The sequence below is a fragment of the Desulfobaculum sp. SPO524 genome (assembly GCF_044987625.1).
Taxonomy (GTDB): domain Bacteria; phylum Desulfobacterota; class Desulfovibrionia; order Desulfovibrionales; family Desulfovibrionaceae; genus Desulfobaculum.
Genome location: NZ_JBJDSB010000002.1, coordinates 1154096 through 1170036, shown reverse-complemented (window position 1 = coordinate 1170036; position 15941 = coordinate 1154096). Strand labels below are relative to the sequence as shown.

Here is a 15941-nt window from a genome sequence, read left to right as displayed (position 1 = left end):
GTTCCGTGACCAACCAGTGTAACCGGAGGACAGCCATGAAACTCTTACGCCCCATAGCCCTGCTTGCCATTCTCCTCAGCTTTCTCTGTGTCCCCATCCATGCCGCGCATGCGGATGGCGAGGCACCCCTTCGGCTCGCGTATGTGAACTGGAAGACCGAGGTCGCCAGCGCCAATCTTATCAAGGCCGTTGTGGAAACCCGGTATGACCGCCCCTGCGTGCTGACGGAAATGTCCCCGCGCGAGATGTGGGCGTCCGTTGCCGAAGGGCGGCAGGACGTTTTGGTGGGTGCATGGCTCCCCCGTACACAGGCCGACTACTACCGCGAGTTTGGCACCAAGGTTGATGACCTTGGCGCAAACCTTGCCGGAGCGCAGTTGGGGCTGGTTGTGCCCGATGTGAATGTTGGCCGTCTGCCCAACGAGACCGGCCAGCGCAACGCCCCCTACATCCCGGTGACCAGCATCCCCGAACTGAAGGATTACGCGAAGCGCTTTAACGGGCGCATCATCGGCATCGACCCCGGTGCGGGCGTGATGCACAGAACCCGCGAGGCGCTGAAGGTCTACGGGCTGGACAATATGCGTCTGGTTGAAGGCGACGAGGACACCATGCTGGAGGAGCTGTCACGGGCTATCCAGCGGCAGGGGTGGGTTGTCGTTACGGGGTGGACGCCGCATTGGATGTTTGGCGTGTGGAAGCTGCGCATGCTGGAGGACCCCAAGGGAGTCTTTGGCACGGCGGAGTCCATCCACACCATTGCCCGTAAGGGCTTAGAGCGGGATATGCCAGACGTGTACGAGTTTTTGGATCATTTCCATTGGACGCCCAAAGAAATGGGTCTGCTCATGACATGGATTGAACTGGACGATGGCCTTGACCCCTACGGTAAGGCGCTGCGCTGGGTGGAGACCCATCCCGCGCAGGTGAATTCGTGGATTGGCCGCCGTCCCTAACAGATAGGATTTGTTCACTATGTTCGTTTCCGCTTCTCATAAGTACCAGCACGCGACGATGATGCTCATGCGCCAGCACGGCGAGGGTGGTGCCATTTTTCTTGGTACCGCTTTTATCTGCCACAGCGAAGGCTTTCTGCTGACCGTCAAGCACCTGTATGGTGATAATCCCGACGACCTCGTTGTTGTCCCCGCCCGTTCCACGGACGAATACCAGACCATCGTGCGCGAAGAGGTGACCCCGCTTTCCGTGCAAGTGGTGGCTGAGGACCCGGGCAGTGACGTGGCGCTGCTGCGTTTTGAGCCTGCGTTGACCTTCCAGACGCCGGACCATCTGATTGGCAACAGCGAGACGTTGGCCATTGGCGCTAGTGTGCTGAGCCTTGGCTTTCCTTTCGGCAACCAGCGCCTGCACAGCCTCGCCGCTGTGTCGTCCATTGTGTCCAGCAAGGTCATCATGCCCATGGGCTATCAGGAAATCCTCATCGACTCCCGCGTCCATATGGGCGACAGGGGCGGTCCGGTTATTTCCGTTGAGGACGAGCGCATCGTCGGCCTTGTGTGGGGACGCTTCTGCCCCATGCGCGACGGCTCGGACATCCGCGGCGCCATGTGCGAAGGCTCAATGGACACCAATATCTCGGCCGTTGTGCCCATCGAGTACGGCGTGAACCTCATGGAGGAACAGGGACTGGAAATCTTCTAGCCCTGCACAACTGAGTGAAAATGACGGGACGGAAGGCTTTGGCCTTCCGTCCCTTTTTTATGCGCTGTGGCCGTTAGGCGGGCTTTTGTCCGGCAAGGAGCAGGATGCCCGTGGTCGGGGAAACCTGTGCGTGGAGGTTGGTCAGCCCTGCGGCGTGCAGGTGCCCGAGCATGACTTCCCGGTCAAGGTGATGGGTGGGGTAGCCGCTGAGGACGGTGAGAAACTCCGTAAACGCCTGCGCCGGGTGCCACGCCTCATCTTCTGGGCGGGCGCAATGGCAGGCCACAAACCATCCGCCCGGAGTCAGGGCGGCGGTCACTTTGCCAAGGATGGCGTCCATGGCGTCGTGCATGCCGTAGAGCACGTGCGAGGCAAAGACGAGGTCGTAGTCTGCGCCAAGGGAATCATCTGTGCGCAGGTCCATGGAGCGGGTGGTCATGCGGTCCGCGTAGCCCTTTTCGGCGTGGAAGGCGCGGATGGTGTCCGCGACGCTTGGCAGGTCGCACACCGTTGCCGTCAGGCCGGGATTTTGGTCCAGCAGGGCCATGCTGTAGTAGCCGTGGTTGCCGCCCACGTCGCACATGGTCCTGAATCCGGAGAATCCGGGCAGTGCGGTGATGAAGGCCGTGGATTCCTGCAGCATGCCGCAAAGGGCGTAGTTGCCAAGGCTTTCAAGGGCGTCGCGGCTGGCCCAGCCTGTGTCGGTGCGGTCGCGTTCCTTGTGGTCCGGGTGCATCATCCGCTCGGTGATGCTTTGGGAAAAGGTTTCGTAATGCCTCTGTTGCAGGTCCAGCTCCGCGCCGCGGTAGGCCGGGGAGGTGGAGGCCAAAAACTCCTGCGCCGTTGGCGTATTGTGGTAGGTGTCGCCCCTGCGTTCAAGAAGACCGATGGCGGCCAGCACATCCAAAAAGCGCGCGCAGACATCCGCGCGGCATCCAAGGTGTGCCGTAACGCCATCCGCTGTGGCGGGCAAATGGTCAAAAACGCGCATCTCAAGGGCAGCGGTCAGCAGATTGCTGAACTGGGACTGGATAATCAGGCGCTCAATGGGACGAAAGTCCGCGGTAACTTCGGGTACGAACATGGTTCGCTCCTTCCCCCGCAGTGCGGGGAGGTCAGGTGTCGTCGAGATAGTTGTCCATCCAACAGTCCATCTCGAAGAACAGCTGCTTGACGATGCGGCGCTGGTCGGCATCCAGCCCTTCAAGGAAAGCCAAGAAACGCTGGTCGCGCTGGTCGTGGAAGGTGTCGTGCGCGGCGGCGACGCGCTGGCCCTCCTCGGTGGGGTGGATGAGCATGCGCGAGGTATTGGCCGGGGCCGGCGCCTTGTCCACCAGCCCTTTGTCCGTCAGGCGCGCCACCACCTGCGACACTGCGCCGCGTGTGACGGCGGTCTCCCGCGCAATTTCGCTGACGTAGGAGCGTCCTTTGCCGGTGATGAAGGCGAGGGTATGGATTTCCACCGGGTGCAGGGCGTAGCCGCCAAAGTCGTAGGCGCGCTTGGCCACCCGGCTGAATTTGTGCAGGAAGCGTTGCAGGTGCTGCATGTGTAGGTCTTTGGGGTAGTTTGGCATGGGTGAAGTGTATAGGGGCTATACACCTTTTGGCAAGCACGAAGTGACTTTTTGCGGATGCATTTGGCGGGAGGGCGCAGGCTGTGGCATAGTGGGAAATTGGTGGGGGTGGACTGTGGCGCATCGGCGGCGGCTGTCGCCGTGGTGATGCGTCAAAAAGTGTTTCCGTCCTATACACCGGATGCGATACTTGGTATCGAAAAAGTGTTTGTCAGGTGTGGTTCCTGGTCTGTTTGCACCCGTTTTGGTTGGCGGGGAACCCTGACGCAGCGAAAAAAGCCGAGTACCGGCAGATATCCCAAACCAAAGGAGTCTCCCATGCAACGTTACGAGCGGTACTACAGATCGCTCTTCGCCGTGGCGCTGGCCATCAACTCCAGTCTGGATTTCAAGGAAGTCCTGCTCACGGTCACGCTGAAGGCAACGGAAGCCCTGGAGGTCAAGGGGTGCTCCCTGCGGCTTTTGGACCGCACGGAAAAGCAGCTCCTGCCCAGCGCCAGCTACGGCCTGTCGCAGAAATACATGCGCAAAGGCTCGGTGGAGGTGGAAAAGAGCGGCGTGGACCGCGAGGCCCTTGCCGGCAATTCCGTCTATATCGCGGACGTCACCACCGACGAACGCTTCCAGTACAAGGAGCAGGCCCGCGAGGAGGGCATTGTGTCCCTGCTGGTTCTTCCGCTCAAGGCGCAAAAGCACAACATTGGCGTGCTGCGCTTCTACTCCGAGCGCCCGCGCGAGTTTGACGCGGACGAGCAGGAATTTGCGCGCAGCGTTGCCGCCCTGTCCGCGGTGGCTCTGGACAATGCCCGTCTCTACCAGACGCTCAAGCGCGACTACGAGACGCAGACGTCCTTTGAGTACAGAATTTTTGAGGACTAGCGCCCCATGGCGTCCAGCCGTGTCCGTGCCGCAACGTATGGCGGGGCTGGGCATGGGCGGCACGCGCGTAAAAAAGAGATGCAACATCCCACTAATCCGGATGCGAGGGGCGGCAGACCCGCGCGGCATGGTCCGCGCGGCGACTGAGGGCGGCGCCTCATGCGCAGTGGCCAAGGGCGCCCCGGCCCACTCAGGGCAATCGGCGTACCACAGAGGCCCCAGCGCGCCCCCATCCGGCAGAGGAGATTGACGTAATGAGTACATGGAAAATCGGCATCAACGGCTTTGGCCGAATCGGTCGGCAGGTCCTCAAGGCGGTGCACGAGCGATGGAGCGACCAGCTGGAAGTTGTCGCCATTAATGACCTGTTTGACGTCGGCACCAACGCCCACCTGCTGAAGTACGACACCAACTACGGCCGCGCGCCTGTGGATGTCGGCTTCAAGGAAAGCGACGGCGGCCTGTCCACCGGCAGCATCCAGTACGGCGACTGGGACGTCACCAGCTTTGCCCTGCGCGACCCGCGGGATATCCCGTGGGGCGACCTTGGCGTGGACATTGTGGTGGAGTCCACCGGCATCTTCCGCACCGGCCCGCAGGCCAGCGCGCACATGAACGCCGGTGCCAAAAAGGTCATCATCTCCGCCCCGGCCAAGGAAGAGGACCTCACCGTCGTCCTTGGCGTGAACCATCAGGACTACGACCCGGACAAGCACCACATTGTGTCCAACGCCTCGTGCACCACCAACTGCCTTGCCCCTGCGGCCAAGGTTATCCATGACGCGTTCGGCATCGACTCCGGCCTGATGTGCACCATCCACTCCTTTACCAATGACCAGCGCATTCTTGACCTGCCGCACAAGGACCTCCGGCGGGCGCGCGCTGCGGCGCAGAATATCATCCCCACGTCCACAGGCGCGGCCAAAGCCGTGGCCCTTGTTATCCCCGAACTCAAGGACCGCATTGACGGCTACTCCCTGCGTGTGCCGACGCCGACGGTCTCCATCGTGGACTGCGCCCTTGTCCTGAATAACGACGCCACCACCGAAGACCTGCGCAAGGTGCTGAAGGAAGCCGCACAGGGTGAGCTGAAGGGGATTTTGGACTACAGCGGCGAGGCCCTCGTCTCCATGGACTTTAAGGGCAATCCCAATTCGTCCATTGTCGAGGAGCAGCACACCCTTGTGAAGGGCAAGCGCCTTGCCAAGCTGGTGACATGGTACGACAACGAGTGGGGCTATTCCTGCCGCGTGGCGGACCTCGCCAAACTCATGAAGGATAAGGCATGACAGCAACACCGCGTCTGAGTTTGCCCAAAGTGGCAGTTGTTGGCGTTGGGGCTGTGGGTATGGCCTTTGCCTATGGCGCGGCCATGCGCGGCCTTGCCCGCGAAATCGTGCTGATGGACATTGATAAGGAGCGCGCGGCGGGCGAGGCCATGGACCTCTCCCATGCCACGGCCTATTCCCGGTCCGTCACCATCACCTCCGCTGGCGTCACGCCCGAGGATTACGACACGGCGTGCCGCGGCGCGGATATCGTTATTGTAACGGCGGGCAAAGCGCAGAAGCCCGGCCAAAGCCGCATGGAGCTTTTGCAGGAGAATGCGGGCATTATCACCAGCATTGTCAAGGACATACAAAACGTGTCGCCAACGCCCATTATCATCATCGTCACCAATCCGGTGGACGTGATGACCGCTGTGGCCGTGCAGGCCTCCACCCTTGCGCCCGGACATGTGTTCGGCTCCGGAACGGTGCTGGATACCGGGCGCTTTCGGCGCCAGTTGGCCAACCTCTGCGCGGTGGACGTGAAGAGCGTGCACGCGCATGTCCTTGGTGAGCATGGCGACAGTGAGGTGTGCGTGTGGAGCCGCGCCAATGTCTCCAATGTGCCCTTGGAGCACTTCTGCCAGCAGCGGGGCATAGTCATTGACGACGCCACCCGCCAACGCATTGATACCGACGTGCGCCGCGCCGCGTATGAAATCATCGACCGCAAGGGCGCCACGGCCTATGGCATTGGCGCGTCCCTGTGCCGCATTCTAGAGGGGATAATTCGCGACTCCAAGACCATCCTCACGGTGTCCGCACCGGCAAAGGGTCTGCATGGTCTTGATGACGATGTGTGCATTTCCCTGCCGTGCGTCATTGGGGCCAGTGGCGTGGAGCAGGCGCTGGAGACACCCCTTGCGGAGGCAGAGCTTGCGGCGCTTCAAAAGTCCGGCGCGGTGATTCACGAGGCCATGACGTCCCTGAAGGGCGCGTAATCCCCGTCCTGCCCATGACGGGCGGAAGTCCGCGCCACGGCGGCATCTTTGGAGAAAGCCTTGACAAAGGAGAAAGTTCGGACGATGACCATAGGTCTTGCCGACCTTTCGAGGCATACAATCTTCCCAGTTGAGAACCCGCCGGACGCGTACCGTCCGGGAAGGTTCGCCGGTTTCAGGCACACTGATTCCATGTGGCTTCGCGCCCCAAGGGATCTTTGCATATTGTGACTATCAGCGATTCGTCACAAGACCCCTCGCAATACGGCTCCCTGCTGCACACAGGGAGCCGTATTTTTTGGGCGTGAGTCTTGGTTGATTCAGTGCCGGAAGGGATTATGCCGCGCCTGTGTCCGCTTCTGTGGGCTTAGCGGCGCTTTCGGTGTTTTGGGCATTTTGACGCTGTTGTTCTATCTGGTTGCGGTGGGCTGTGGACTCGTAGCCTGTATGGCGGAAGAGGTTGTCGTAGCGCTCCTCCACAAGGTTGCGCCCAGCGCGGCGCGAGTCCACCACAAAGCTGTGCAGACGCTCCAGCGTATTGAGGGACAGGGTTTCCAGTTCGCAGGAGATGTAGGTCCGAAAGGTCTCGCCCTTGGACTCGAACAGGGCCGGATAGCGGCTGTGCATCTCTCGCATCCACGCCATTTCCGTATCCACTATTTCATCAATGAGCAGGGACTCGCGGATGGGGGGCATGCGGCCTTCCATGCGCGCGTATTTCTCCACCATGAGGTTGCGGTCGTAACCTTTGGCCTCCTGCAGGTCGTCAAGGTAGGCGTCCAGCACGTTTTGCGGCATGACGGAGTGCGTCATCCAGCGCATGGCGCGGAAGGTTTGCAGGTGGTCCTGACAGGGCGTGTGGACGCTGGAATAGACGGATTTGAACATCTCCAGCTCCAAATCCACGATGCGTTCTATGGTGCGCTGTCTTTGCGTATCCTTCATGGGTGTCGCTCCCGTGGGCGGCGGAAAGGCCGTCCGCTTAAGGATTCTGCGCGCCGCGTGTGCGGCGTATGTGGCGGGGGCTTCGCCCGCGCCGTGGTCGAAGCGCCTGCGTCCCCCCACAGGGGCGCGCGGCGGGCGATGCGGCCTAGAACGGTGTGTTCCAGCCAAGGAAGCAGAACAGGCCGTAACTCTCGGCAATGTCCTTAAAGTGGTTCATCTGCTCGTCCGTGGGGGCGGTCTGCTCGGCGTAGGCGTAGGTGCGCCCTAGCTGGCGGTACTTGGATTCCCCAAGGCGGTGGAAGGGCAGGAAGTTGACCACATCAAGGCCGATGTCGCGGATGAAGGCCACCGTGGCTTCAATGTTCTCGTCCGAGTCGTTGGCACCGGGGATGACGGGCATGCGCGGGATGAGCGCGCCGTTCCAGTCGCTTTGGGCCAGCAGGCGGATGTTTTTGTGGATGAGTTCATTGCCGACGCCGGTCAGGCGTTTGTGGCTGGCGGAGTCCATGTGCTTGAGGTCCGTGAAGATCCAGTCCACAGAGCGGGTGGCCTTCAGGTAGAATTCGGTCTCTATGCAGGAGGTGGTTTCAATGCAGGTGTGCATGTAGTGCTCTTTGCATGCCCGTAGCATGGCAAGGATGAAATCCTTCTGCATGAGCGGCTCGCCGCCGCTGAAGGTGACGCCGCCGTTTGCTCCCCAGAATTGCCTGTCGCGTTGGAGGATGCGCATCAGTTCGTCCACGGTGAAGCGCTCGCCACTGACGACGAGGCCCTCGTGGTAGCAGGTGTCCAAACACTCGTGGGTGGTGCAGCCGTCGCACTTGGTTCTGTCGAAGACGAGCACGCCGTCCTGCACCGAGGGCGCGCCAACCGGGCAGGTTGTAATGCAGTTACCGCAGCACTGGCACTGGCTGGACCGGTGCATCATCACGGGCGAGTGGAACAGCCCTTCTGGGTTGCTGCACCACACGCAGTGCAGGGGGCAGCCGCTGAGGAAGACGGTGGTACGCGTGCCCGGACCGTCGTGGACGGAGTGCCCCTGTACGTCGAAAATCAGTCCGGTGGGCTGCGGCGTCAGGCCTGCGGCTGGTGTTGGTGACGTCTGGGGATGAATAACCTTGTACATGTCGCTTCCTTGGGGCTTGGTATGGTTCAGGCCGGGGCGCACACGCGTGCGCCCCGGTGGTCAGTCTGGTTCAGAAGGGGTTACGCCTGACTGGCGACCTTCTCCCCAGCGTCAGCGGGCTGTGTGGCCAGCGGCAGGGTGGAGGCCAGCAGCATGGAGACAATGAAGGAGCCAAGGGCAAACAGGATGGAGTAGGTGTAGCTGCCCGTGGAGTCCTTGAGGTAGCCACCGATGAGCGGACCGATAAACGGTCCAATGCCCATCACGATGAGCGTGGCGAGGCCCCATATCTTGCCAAGGGTCTTGCGGCCATAGACCGCGCCCGTGTAACCCACCACGCCGCCGGGAACCACGGCCCAGTAGATGGCGAAGATGAAGCAGGCCAGAATGCCCAGCAGGGTGGTTGTGGCGGTCTGCATCAAGAGCAGGCCGCAGGCGATGGCGCCGGTAAAGGGGCCGAAGATGAGCATGCGCTTGCGTCCCTGCGATTCGCACTTGGACGCCTGCACCACCTTGTCCGCCACAATGCCCATAAGCGGCATGGAGAAGATGCCCACCACGCCAATGGTGACGTAGAGGTTGGTGGCCTTGGGCAGGGAGATGCCCAGGTCGGCGGTCCAGTAGCTGACCATCTGCGTCCACACGAGGAACTCGGCCAGCATGCTGGTCAGGAAGGTGAGGATGACGCACCAGATGGGATAGGTGGAGAAGGCCTCGCGGATGCTCCACACGTATTCGGCTGCGGACGGCGAGCAGGAGGGCACCTCGCCAAAAGGCTCCATGCCGTAGTTTTCGGGGTTGCGCTTGGCCACGATGGTGGCCAGCAGCAGGCAGCCAAGGGTCAGGATGCCCAGCAGCTGCATGGCGGAGCGCCACGCGTCGCCCTGCGCCCCGGCAAGGCTCTCCTTGACGAACAGGCTCATGATGACCTGCGACATGGGCGCGCCCATGAAGGCGAGGCCGAACATTTTGGCGTAGTCCTTACCCACGTACCATTTGCGCACACTAATGGTGGACGACACCCACAGCATGCCCGTGGCGATGCCCGCCAAGACGCCGTAGGAGAAGTAATAGAACGGCAGGCTGGTGGCGTAGCTGGTGACGTAGAAACCCGCCGCGCCAAAGATGGCCGCGCAGAAGTACACGGGCTTGGTGCCCCACTTGTCCAAAATCATCCCGCACATGAAGGCGAAGATGGCGTAGAACATCATCATCAGGGAGTAGCCAAGGGTGACCTCGGCCTGGCTCCAGCCCATGTCCGTGCTCATAGGCACCTTGAGGATGGAGAAGGTGGCGCGGTAGCCGAACAGGCAAAAGAGCGCCAGCCACGAGGCGACAACCACGGACCATCCGTAGAGTTTGTTCTTGCTTTGCATAGTGAACCTTCTTCTTGAGGGGGCGGCTGGCCGCCCGGTGGAAAAAGGCCGGGAGGATGTTCCTCCCGGCCGCTCGTGGTGGGGCTATTTGGCCTTGAACATCTCGCAGGTGACTGCCGTCATGTCGCCGTACGCCATGAACTTGGGTTCCTGCTGGCTGGCTTGGCAGACGCCGTCGAAGGTGTCCGTGCCCTCGTAGTTCGCGCAGAACTTGCACTTGGGCAGCATGGTGTAGCCTTCGGGCGCTTCGGCGTCGCCCTTGACCATTTCGCCGGTGAGGCGGTCCAGCCCTTTGTCCACGTCAACGGGCACGAATTCACGGGTGTCGCGGTATTCCAGTTTCATGTCTAAATCCCCTCGTATTCGGTTCTTGCGATGAGTTCGTCCTGCACGGACTTGCCGATTTCCACCCAGTACTGGGTAAAGCCCGCCACACGGACCATCAGGTCGCGGTATTCATCGGGCTTGTCCTGCGCGCGGCGCAGCATCTTGGAGTCCACCACGTTGTACTGCACGTGGAAGCCGCCCTTGCGCATGTAGGCCTGCGTGAGGTCTACGAGCTTGCGGGAGCCTTCCACGCCCTTAATGGCACTGGGGTGGATCTTGATGTTGAGCTGCGAGTTCTGCGACATGGAGTGGTCCCATACCGAGGCCGAGCTCATGAGGGCGAAGGGACCGTTGCGGTCCGTGCCGGGGTAGGCGGACAGGGATGCGTCCGCGAAGGTGGTGCCGGACAGGCGGCCGTCCGGGCTGGCAATGGTGGCCGAACCCATGGCTCCGTGCGTGGAGACGGAAATCTGGCACGCGTAGAGCGGGTGACCGTACAGGGACTCGTAGTTGTAGCAGTCCGGGCAGAAGAAGTTCTCCCAGTCGAGGAGGATTTCGTCCGCGTAGGGGTCGTCGTTGCCGTACTTGGGCGCCTGCAGGCACTCAAAGTGCAGCTTGTTCCACTGGCCCTTGTCGTCGTCGCGCTTCTGCTGGTCCGCGATGGAGAAGGAGTTGACCTCGTGCGCGGTGCGGAAGCCGAAGTTCTCCAGCATGGCGGTGCGGAAGGTATCGAGGTCCACCTTCTTGTCGTCGAACACCAGCTTGCGCAGGGCGGCCATGGAGTTCACGAACGTGATGGTACCGGTGGACTCCACGTTGTAGGTGGCGTTGTAGCGGTAGCCGAGCTCGTTGATCAGGTGGCCGGAGTCCAGGCAGTCGGGCTTGAGCATGGACTGGAAGACGCCCATGTTGTTCTTGCGCCAGACGTCGTGCTGGATGTTGTTGGTCAGGGTGAGGACGTCCACGGCCTCCTGCCAGTACAGCTTGAACTGCTCCCAGATTTCCTCGTAGCTCTCCAGCTTCTTGCCGTGCGGGGCAAACACACGCTCGCCCGTGCGCTGGTCCAGACCGTCAAAGAGGGTCAGTTCCAGAATCTTGGGCATGGAGACGAAGTGCACGCCAACGCTGGTGGGCTGGCCGCAGCCGCCGGGAATCCAGTATTCCTTGCCGTTCAGGTGCAGGGGCTTCCAGCAGCCTGCGGAGGTTTCAAGGCAGCCGCCAATGGCCCATGCGCGGGCTTCCTCATTGGTCATGCCTTCGGGGCCGTAGTGCGCGGTCAGGAACTCCAGAGCAATCTGGTTGTTCATGAACGCCGGGTAGCCAGCGCCCGTCTTGATGACTTCCGCCGCCAGAACCAGGAAGTCCTCGGGCAGCTTTTCGTCGTAGAGCAGGGCAATGGTGGACTGCGGCATGGCGTTGGACGCCGCGGCCTTGAGGATGAGGTATTCCAGACGGTTGGTGGCGGGGCGGCCAAACTTGTCCAAGCCGCCAACGGACACCGTGTTGAACGTGTTGCCGGACAGCACGCCGCCCACAACGCCCATGGAGGCGAAGCAGTCGATGGAGGTCTTGACGATGCGGTCCAGTTCCAGCAGCTCAAGGGCTTCGTCTTCGGTCAGGCGGCCGGCGGCCATGTCCTGCTCGAAGTAGGGGTACAGCACCTGACCAATGCGGCCCGGGGACATGCCGGAGATGGCGTCCTCGTTCAGCACGGCAAGGTGGACCGTTTCAATCATCTGGAAGGCCTCGCGGAAGGTGCGCGGCGGGTTGTGGGCGATCCATTCGAGGCATTCGGCGATTTCAGCATATTCTGCGCGCTGGGTTTCGTCCTGCTCGACGGATTCGAGGCGGCGGGCTTCCTTGGCGTAGTTCAGCACCCAGTTCTGCACGCCTTCCACAACATTGATGACGGCCTCGTAGTTGTAGAGGCGGTTCATGCCGACCAGACCGTCGCCGTCGGCGCGTCCGGCCACCTTGTCCTTCAGCTCGCGCGCCATCTTGATGATGCCGTCAAAGCCGTATTCCAGCGGATAGTAATAGTTGATGACCTCGCGGCCCTGCGGAAGAGTGTAGCCGGAGTCGAACATGCACACGATGCTGCGCATGATCTGTTCCTTGGTCTCGTAGTTCGGGACCATCTTCTCGTACTTGTTGCCGAGGTCGTCCACGGACTTGCCCACCCACATCTTGGACAGCTTGACCAGTGCGGGGATTTCTTCCTGCCGCATGCCGAACTTGCCCGCGATGGAGATGACTTTGCCAAAGCTGGCGACCACGTTGCCGCCGCCGGAACCGAACTTGGAGTGCTCGTCAGCGGAGGCGGAGCCGCGCTTCATGGCTTCCTGATACAGCTCGTCTTCCTGCGCCACGTAGAAGCCCTCGGACAGCCACGGCATGGGGAAGGAGCCACGGAAGTAGTGCGCCTTGTGCATGACCAGCTTTTCACCGGGGAAGATGACCGGGGTGAGGTTGCTGAACGCGCGTTTCAGGGCCTTGGCCCGGCGGACGACGGGAATTTCGTTGTCCAGCTTCACGTACTCGCGGGTGTACCAGTAGGGGAACTCGTTGTTTGCGGACGAGAGCGTCTGCATGAAGATGTTCTTGAGTTTCTGAACCCGCTCGTGGGGCTCAAGGACGATCTCGCGGTCCACGATTTCTTGGGGTGCGGTGCCGCACGCCTGGAAATCCATGGAGATGCCAGCATCTGCCATAACTTCCTTGAATGTTTTAGCCATGTGAGGCCTCCGTTTGAGTGGTGAATGAAACTGTGTGTCGCTTCATGACACCCGGAGCATTACAGGGAGTGTGCCAAGGCCTCTGCGGGGGAAGGGTTTTCAAAATTTATCAAGTATTTCAGTGTTTTAAAATACTATGGAAAGTGGACTCCTGTGCTATGGAATGGCGAAATGTGTAACCCAGCGTGACACGCCATCGCGGTGGGCCGTGCGCTCAAAATGCCGGAAATCGAGGATTGACAAACTCTTCACATATGTGTCTGTGTGTGACACGGGTGTCACGCCGCGTTACACCCATTGCGACACGCTTGATGTGAACCGTGACTAAATCTGGAGGACACTCATGCAAGGGCTGAAGGTCGATTCCCGGAATCTCAAGCGGGCAGGTCTGCTGGTCTCTCACGCGCTGGATGGCAACACGTTGGATGTGGAGTCGTTCCCCAAGGGGGTGGACGTTCTGAGTGGAGTGGAACGGTTCGCGGACATCAAGCACCTCATCGAATTTCAGCGCAAGATTATCGACTACTGTGCGGACGCGCTCATGGTCGTTGATACGGAAGGGTACATCATCTACATCAACGACAGCTTTTGCGAGGTCCACAACGTCCGCACATGCGAAGTGCTGGGGCGGCACGTGACCGAAGTCATAGAGAACACTCGCATGCATATCGCCGCGCAGACCAGCGAGGCGGAGCACGATCACTTTCAGGATATATGCGGCAAGCCGTACGTGGTCTCGCGCATTCCCATTGTGGAGAAGGGGGAGTGCGTGGGCGTGGTGGGGATGATCCGCTTCCGGTACATGGAGGAGGTGCAGCTCCTCACCAACAAGATCAAGTCCCTGCAAAACAAGATTAAGGACCTGCGCCAGTTGCGGTCCGCGCACACGGATACGCGCTACACCTTCGACCGCATCGTGGGCGTGGCCCCGAAGCTGCGCCACGCCAAGAGCGTTGCCATGCAGGCCGCGCAAACGGACGTGACCATGCTCCTGCAGGGCGAGTCCGGAGTGGGCAAGGAGGTCTTTGCTCAGAGCATCCACAACCACAGCCTGCGCGCCTGTGGTCCCTTTATCCGCCTCAACTGCAGCGCCATTCAGGAAACCATTATCGAGAGCGAACTGTTCGGCTACGAGGAGGGCGCATTTACGGGCGCGCGTAAGGGCGGACGCAAAGGCAAGTTCGAGTTGGCGGACAAGGGGACCATCTTCCTCGACGAGATTGGCGACATGCCGCTTGCCGCGCAGGTGAAGCTGCTGCGCGTTATTCAGGAAAAGGAAGTGGAGCGCCTTGGTAGTGAAAAGCGCCAGAAGGTGGACGTACGCATCATTGCCGCCACCAACCGCAACCTCAAGGATATGGTTGCGCAGGGCACCTTCCGCGAGGATTTGTTCTATCGCCTGAATGTCATCCCGGTCACCATCCCGCCACTACGTGAGGTGCTGGAGGAGATACCCCGCCTCGCCAAGCAACTGTGGCGCGAGATATCGCGTGAGCATGGCATCTTTCATAAGCGCCTGACCCCGGAATCCATCCTCGCCCTGCAGCACCACAGTTGGCAGGGCAATATCCGAGAGTTGAAAAACGTGCTGGAATGCCTGCTGGTTATGGTAAAGCATGACCGCATCGGCAAAAGTGATGTTCAGCGCGTGCTTATTCAGAACTCTGTCACCCCCCGTCCGGATGAAGACCTGCTGGACGATGATTCCTTCAGTCTGTGTTCCATGGTGGAGAAGACCGAGCGCCGCGCCATTCGCTCTGCGCTGGCCACCGCCGAAGGGAATCGTTCCAAGGCCGCGAAGCTCCTCGGCATATCGCGCCCGCTTCTGTACAAGAAGATAGCCAAGTACGAAATCAGCGACATGGAAGGGCGCCCACAGTGTACGGAGCGGGAGCCTGATCCCGCCGTGTCATAACTGGACGTGTGAGCGCACCGAGCCGGAGCCGCTGCGGTCCGTCGGGCTTCCTCGGCCCCGTGACATGCTTTGCGCGCGTTGTATGGCAAATCGTAGCATTTTCCGTACGCCCCGGTCCTTCTTTGCCCTTTTGGACGATGGAGGGGACCGGGGCAAAGCACGAGGCGCGTGCGGGAGCGCGCAGGACAGGGGACAGTGCCGGGCGAGAGTGCGGCTGAGAGGTGGCCGCTCTGCCTGTGAGCTGGCAGCGCTTGCCTCTGCGCGTTCGGGGCGGCGTCCCCCGAGGGGACAGCGCCGGGGACGCGATGGGGGGCTTTCGGCCCCTTGCGCGGTGGGCGGTCACGGGCTATCTGTAGGGGTATGCCTACACAGACAAAACACCGTGATGCCGCCGTGTTGCTTCTGCATGGCTTTGGCGGCGAGCCGTACGAGATGCAGGGGCTGGAGGGCGTCTTTCAGGCGGAGGGGCTTCCGGTCTCCGTTCCGCTGCTTCCCGGCCATGGCACCAGCGTGGACGACTGGTGCACAACGAATTTTCACGACTGGGCCGTTGCGGCCCATGACGCCTACGCCGACCTTGCGCGCCAGTACAAGGCCGTGTTTGTGATGGGGCTGTCCATGGGCGGGACGCTGGCGCTGCATATCGCCCAGCGCTTTGACCCGGCGGGCATCGTCACCATGGCCGCGCCGCTGTTTCTGTACCGCCTGTATCCCTTTGTCTGCACAGATTGGCGACTGCCTTTTATCCCCCTTCTCAAAAAGGTCCGGCCCATGTGGCCCACAAGCCGCCGCCGTCCCGAGTCCGTGGCCATTGCGCCGTGGCGCGGGTATGAGGGCGTGATGGCCCTTGGGCCGCTCCACAGCCTGCTTATGGGGATGCGATCCACCCGGCGACGGCTGATGGACGTACGCGCTCCGCTGCTGGTGATTCAGGGTGAAGGGGACCGGACTGTCCCGCAGGAGAATGCGTGGGAAATCATCACCAAGGTCCGCTCCTGCGAGCGGGAGGTGCGGTTGTTGCCCATCTCGGAAACGGTGACCAGCCGCCACGTGCTCACCACCCACCGGGAAACGCGGTCTGTTGTGGAGCGCTTGGCGCGTGATTTTGTGCTGCGGCGCATTGAGCGGTAGAT

General features: G+C 61.2%; 14 protein-coding genes. 7 read left to right on the top strand and 7 right to left on the bottom strand.

Annotated features, from left to right (window positions below):
* Positions 1-35: 35 nt before the first annotated feature.
* Complete coding sequence (locus ACI3L3_RS10765) at positions 36-956, top strand: glycine betaine ABC transporter substrate-binding protein (protein ID WP_404845111.1); 921 nt, start codon at positions 36-38, stop codon at positions 954-956.
* 19 nt (positions 957-975) lie between these two features.
* Positions 976-1662: a serine protease gene (locus ACI3L3_RS10760; protein WP_404845110.1), complete on the top strand. Its 687-nt coding sequence runs from the start codon at positions 976-978 to the stop codon at positions 1660-1662.
* 73 nt (positions 1663-1735) lie between these two features.
* Here ACI3L3_RS10760 and ACI3L3_RS10755 read toward each other — a convergent pair whose 3' ends face one another.
* Entirely contained in the window at positions 1736-2746 is a 1011-nt protein-coding gene (locus ACI3L3_RS10755) for a methyltransferase dimerization domain-containing protein (RefSeq protein WP_404845109.1), read from the bottom strand.
* Between the two features lie 31 nt (positions 2747-2777).
* Positions 2778-3209, bottom strand: coding sequence for a MarR family winged helix-turn-helix transcriptional regulator (locus ACI3L3_RS10750; protein ID WP_404845108.1), 432 nt, complete (start codon positions 3207-3209; stop codon positions 2778-2780).
* Positions 3210-3554: 345 nt separating this feature from the next.
* Between ACI3L3_RS10750 and ACI3L3_RS10745 the strand changes: the two genes are divergently transcribed.
* From ACI3L3_RS10745 to ACI3L3_RS10735, 3 genes are all read left to right on the top strand, one after another.
* Entirely contained in the window at positions 3555-4115 is a 561-nt protein-coding gene (locus ACI3L3_RS10745; RefSeq protein WP_404845107.1) for a GAF domain-containing protein, read from the top strand.
* A 254-nt stretch (positions 4116-4369) separates the two neighbouring features.
* The gene (gene gap, locus ACI3L3_RS10740) at positions 4370-5404 is read left to right on the top strand and encodes a type I glyceraldehyde-3-phosphate dehydrogenase (protein ID WP_404845106.1); all 1035 of its coding nucleotides are present in this window, start codon (positions 4370-4372) and stop codon (positions 5402-5404) included.
* Positions 5401-6384, top strand: a complete 984-nt coding sequence (locus ACI3L3_RS10735; protein WP_404845105.1) for an L-lactate dehydrogenase — start codon at positions 5401-5403, stop codon at positions 6382-6384. Before gap ends, ACI3L3_RS10735 begins: the two co-directional genes overlap by 4 nt.
* Positions 6385-6720: 336 nt before the next feature.
* Here ACI3L3_RS10735 and ACI3L3_RS10730 read toward each other — a convergent pair whose 3' ends face one another.
* The 5 genes from ACI3L3_RS10730 to hpdB form a co-directional block, all read right to left on the bottom strand.
* Positions 6721-7329 (bottom strand): DUF4125 family protein, encoded by a 609-nt coding sequence (locus tag ACI3L3_RS10730; RefSeq protein WP_404845104.1) that lies wholly within the window; start codon positions 7327-7329, stop codon positions 6721-6723.
* A 145-nt stretch (positions 7330-7474) separates the two neighbouring features.
* Positions 7475-8455, bottom strand: coding sequence for a glycyl-radical enzyme activating protein (locus ACI3L3_RS10725; RefSeq protein WP_404845103.1), 981 nt, complete (start codon positions 8453-8455; stop codon positions 7475-7477).
* A gap of 80 nt (positions 8456-8535) precedes the next feature.
* Positions 8536-9831 (bottom strand): nitrate/nitrite transporter, encoded by a 1296-nt coding sequence (locus ACI3L3_RS10720; protein ID WP_404845102.1) that lies wholly within the window; start codon positions 9829-9831, stop codon positions 8536-8538.
* A gap of 84 nt (positions 9832-9915) precedes the next feature.
* A complete protein-coding gene (hpdC, locus tag ACI3L3_RS10715) occupies positions 9916-10176 on the bottom strand; it encodes a 4-hydroxyphenylacetate decarboxylase small subunit (RefSeq protein ID WP_404845101.1) in 261 nt (86 codons plus the stop codon).
* A gap of 2 nt (positions 10177-10178) precedes the next feature.
* On the bottom strand, positions 10179-12893 hold the full coding sequence (gene hpdB, locus ACI3L3_RS10710) for a 4-hydroxyphenylacetate decarboxylase large subunit (protein ID WP_404845100.1): 2715 nt from the start codon (positions 12891-12893) through the stop codon (positions 10179-10181).
* 343 nt (positions 12894-13236) lie between these two features.
* Here hpdB and ACI3L3_RS10705 point away from each other — a divergent pair, with 343 nt between their 5' ends.
* Entirely contained in the window at positions 13237-14808 is a 1572-nt protein-coding gene (locus ACI3L3_RS10705; protein WP_404845099.1) for a sigma-54 interaction domain-containing protein, read from the top strand.
* Between the two features lie 360 nt (positions 14809-15168).
* Entirely contained in the window at positions 15169-15939 is a 771-nt protein-coding gene (locus ACI3L3_RS10700; RefSeq protein ID WP_404845098.1) for an alpha/beta hydrolase, read from the top strand.
* Positions 15940-15941: the final 2 nt, after the last annotated feature.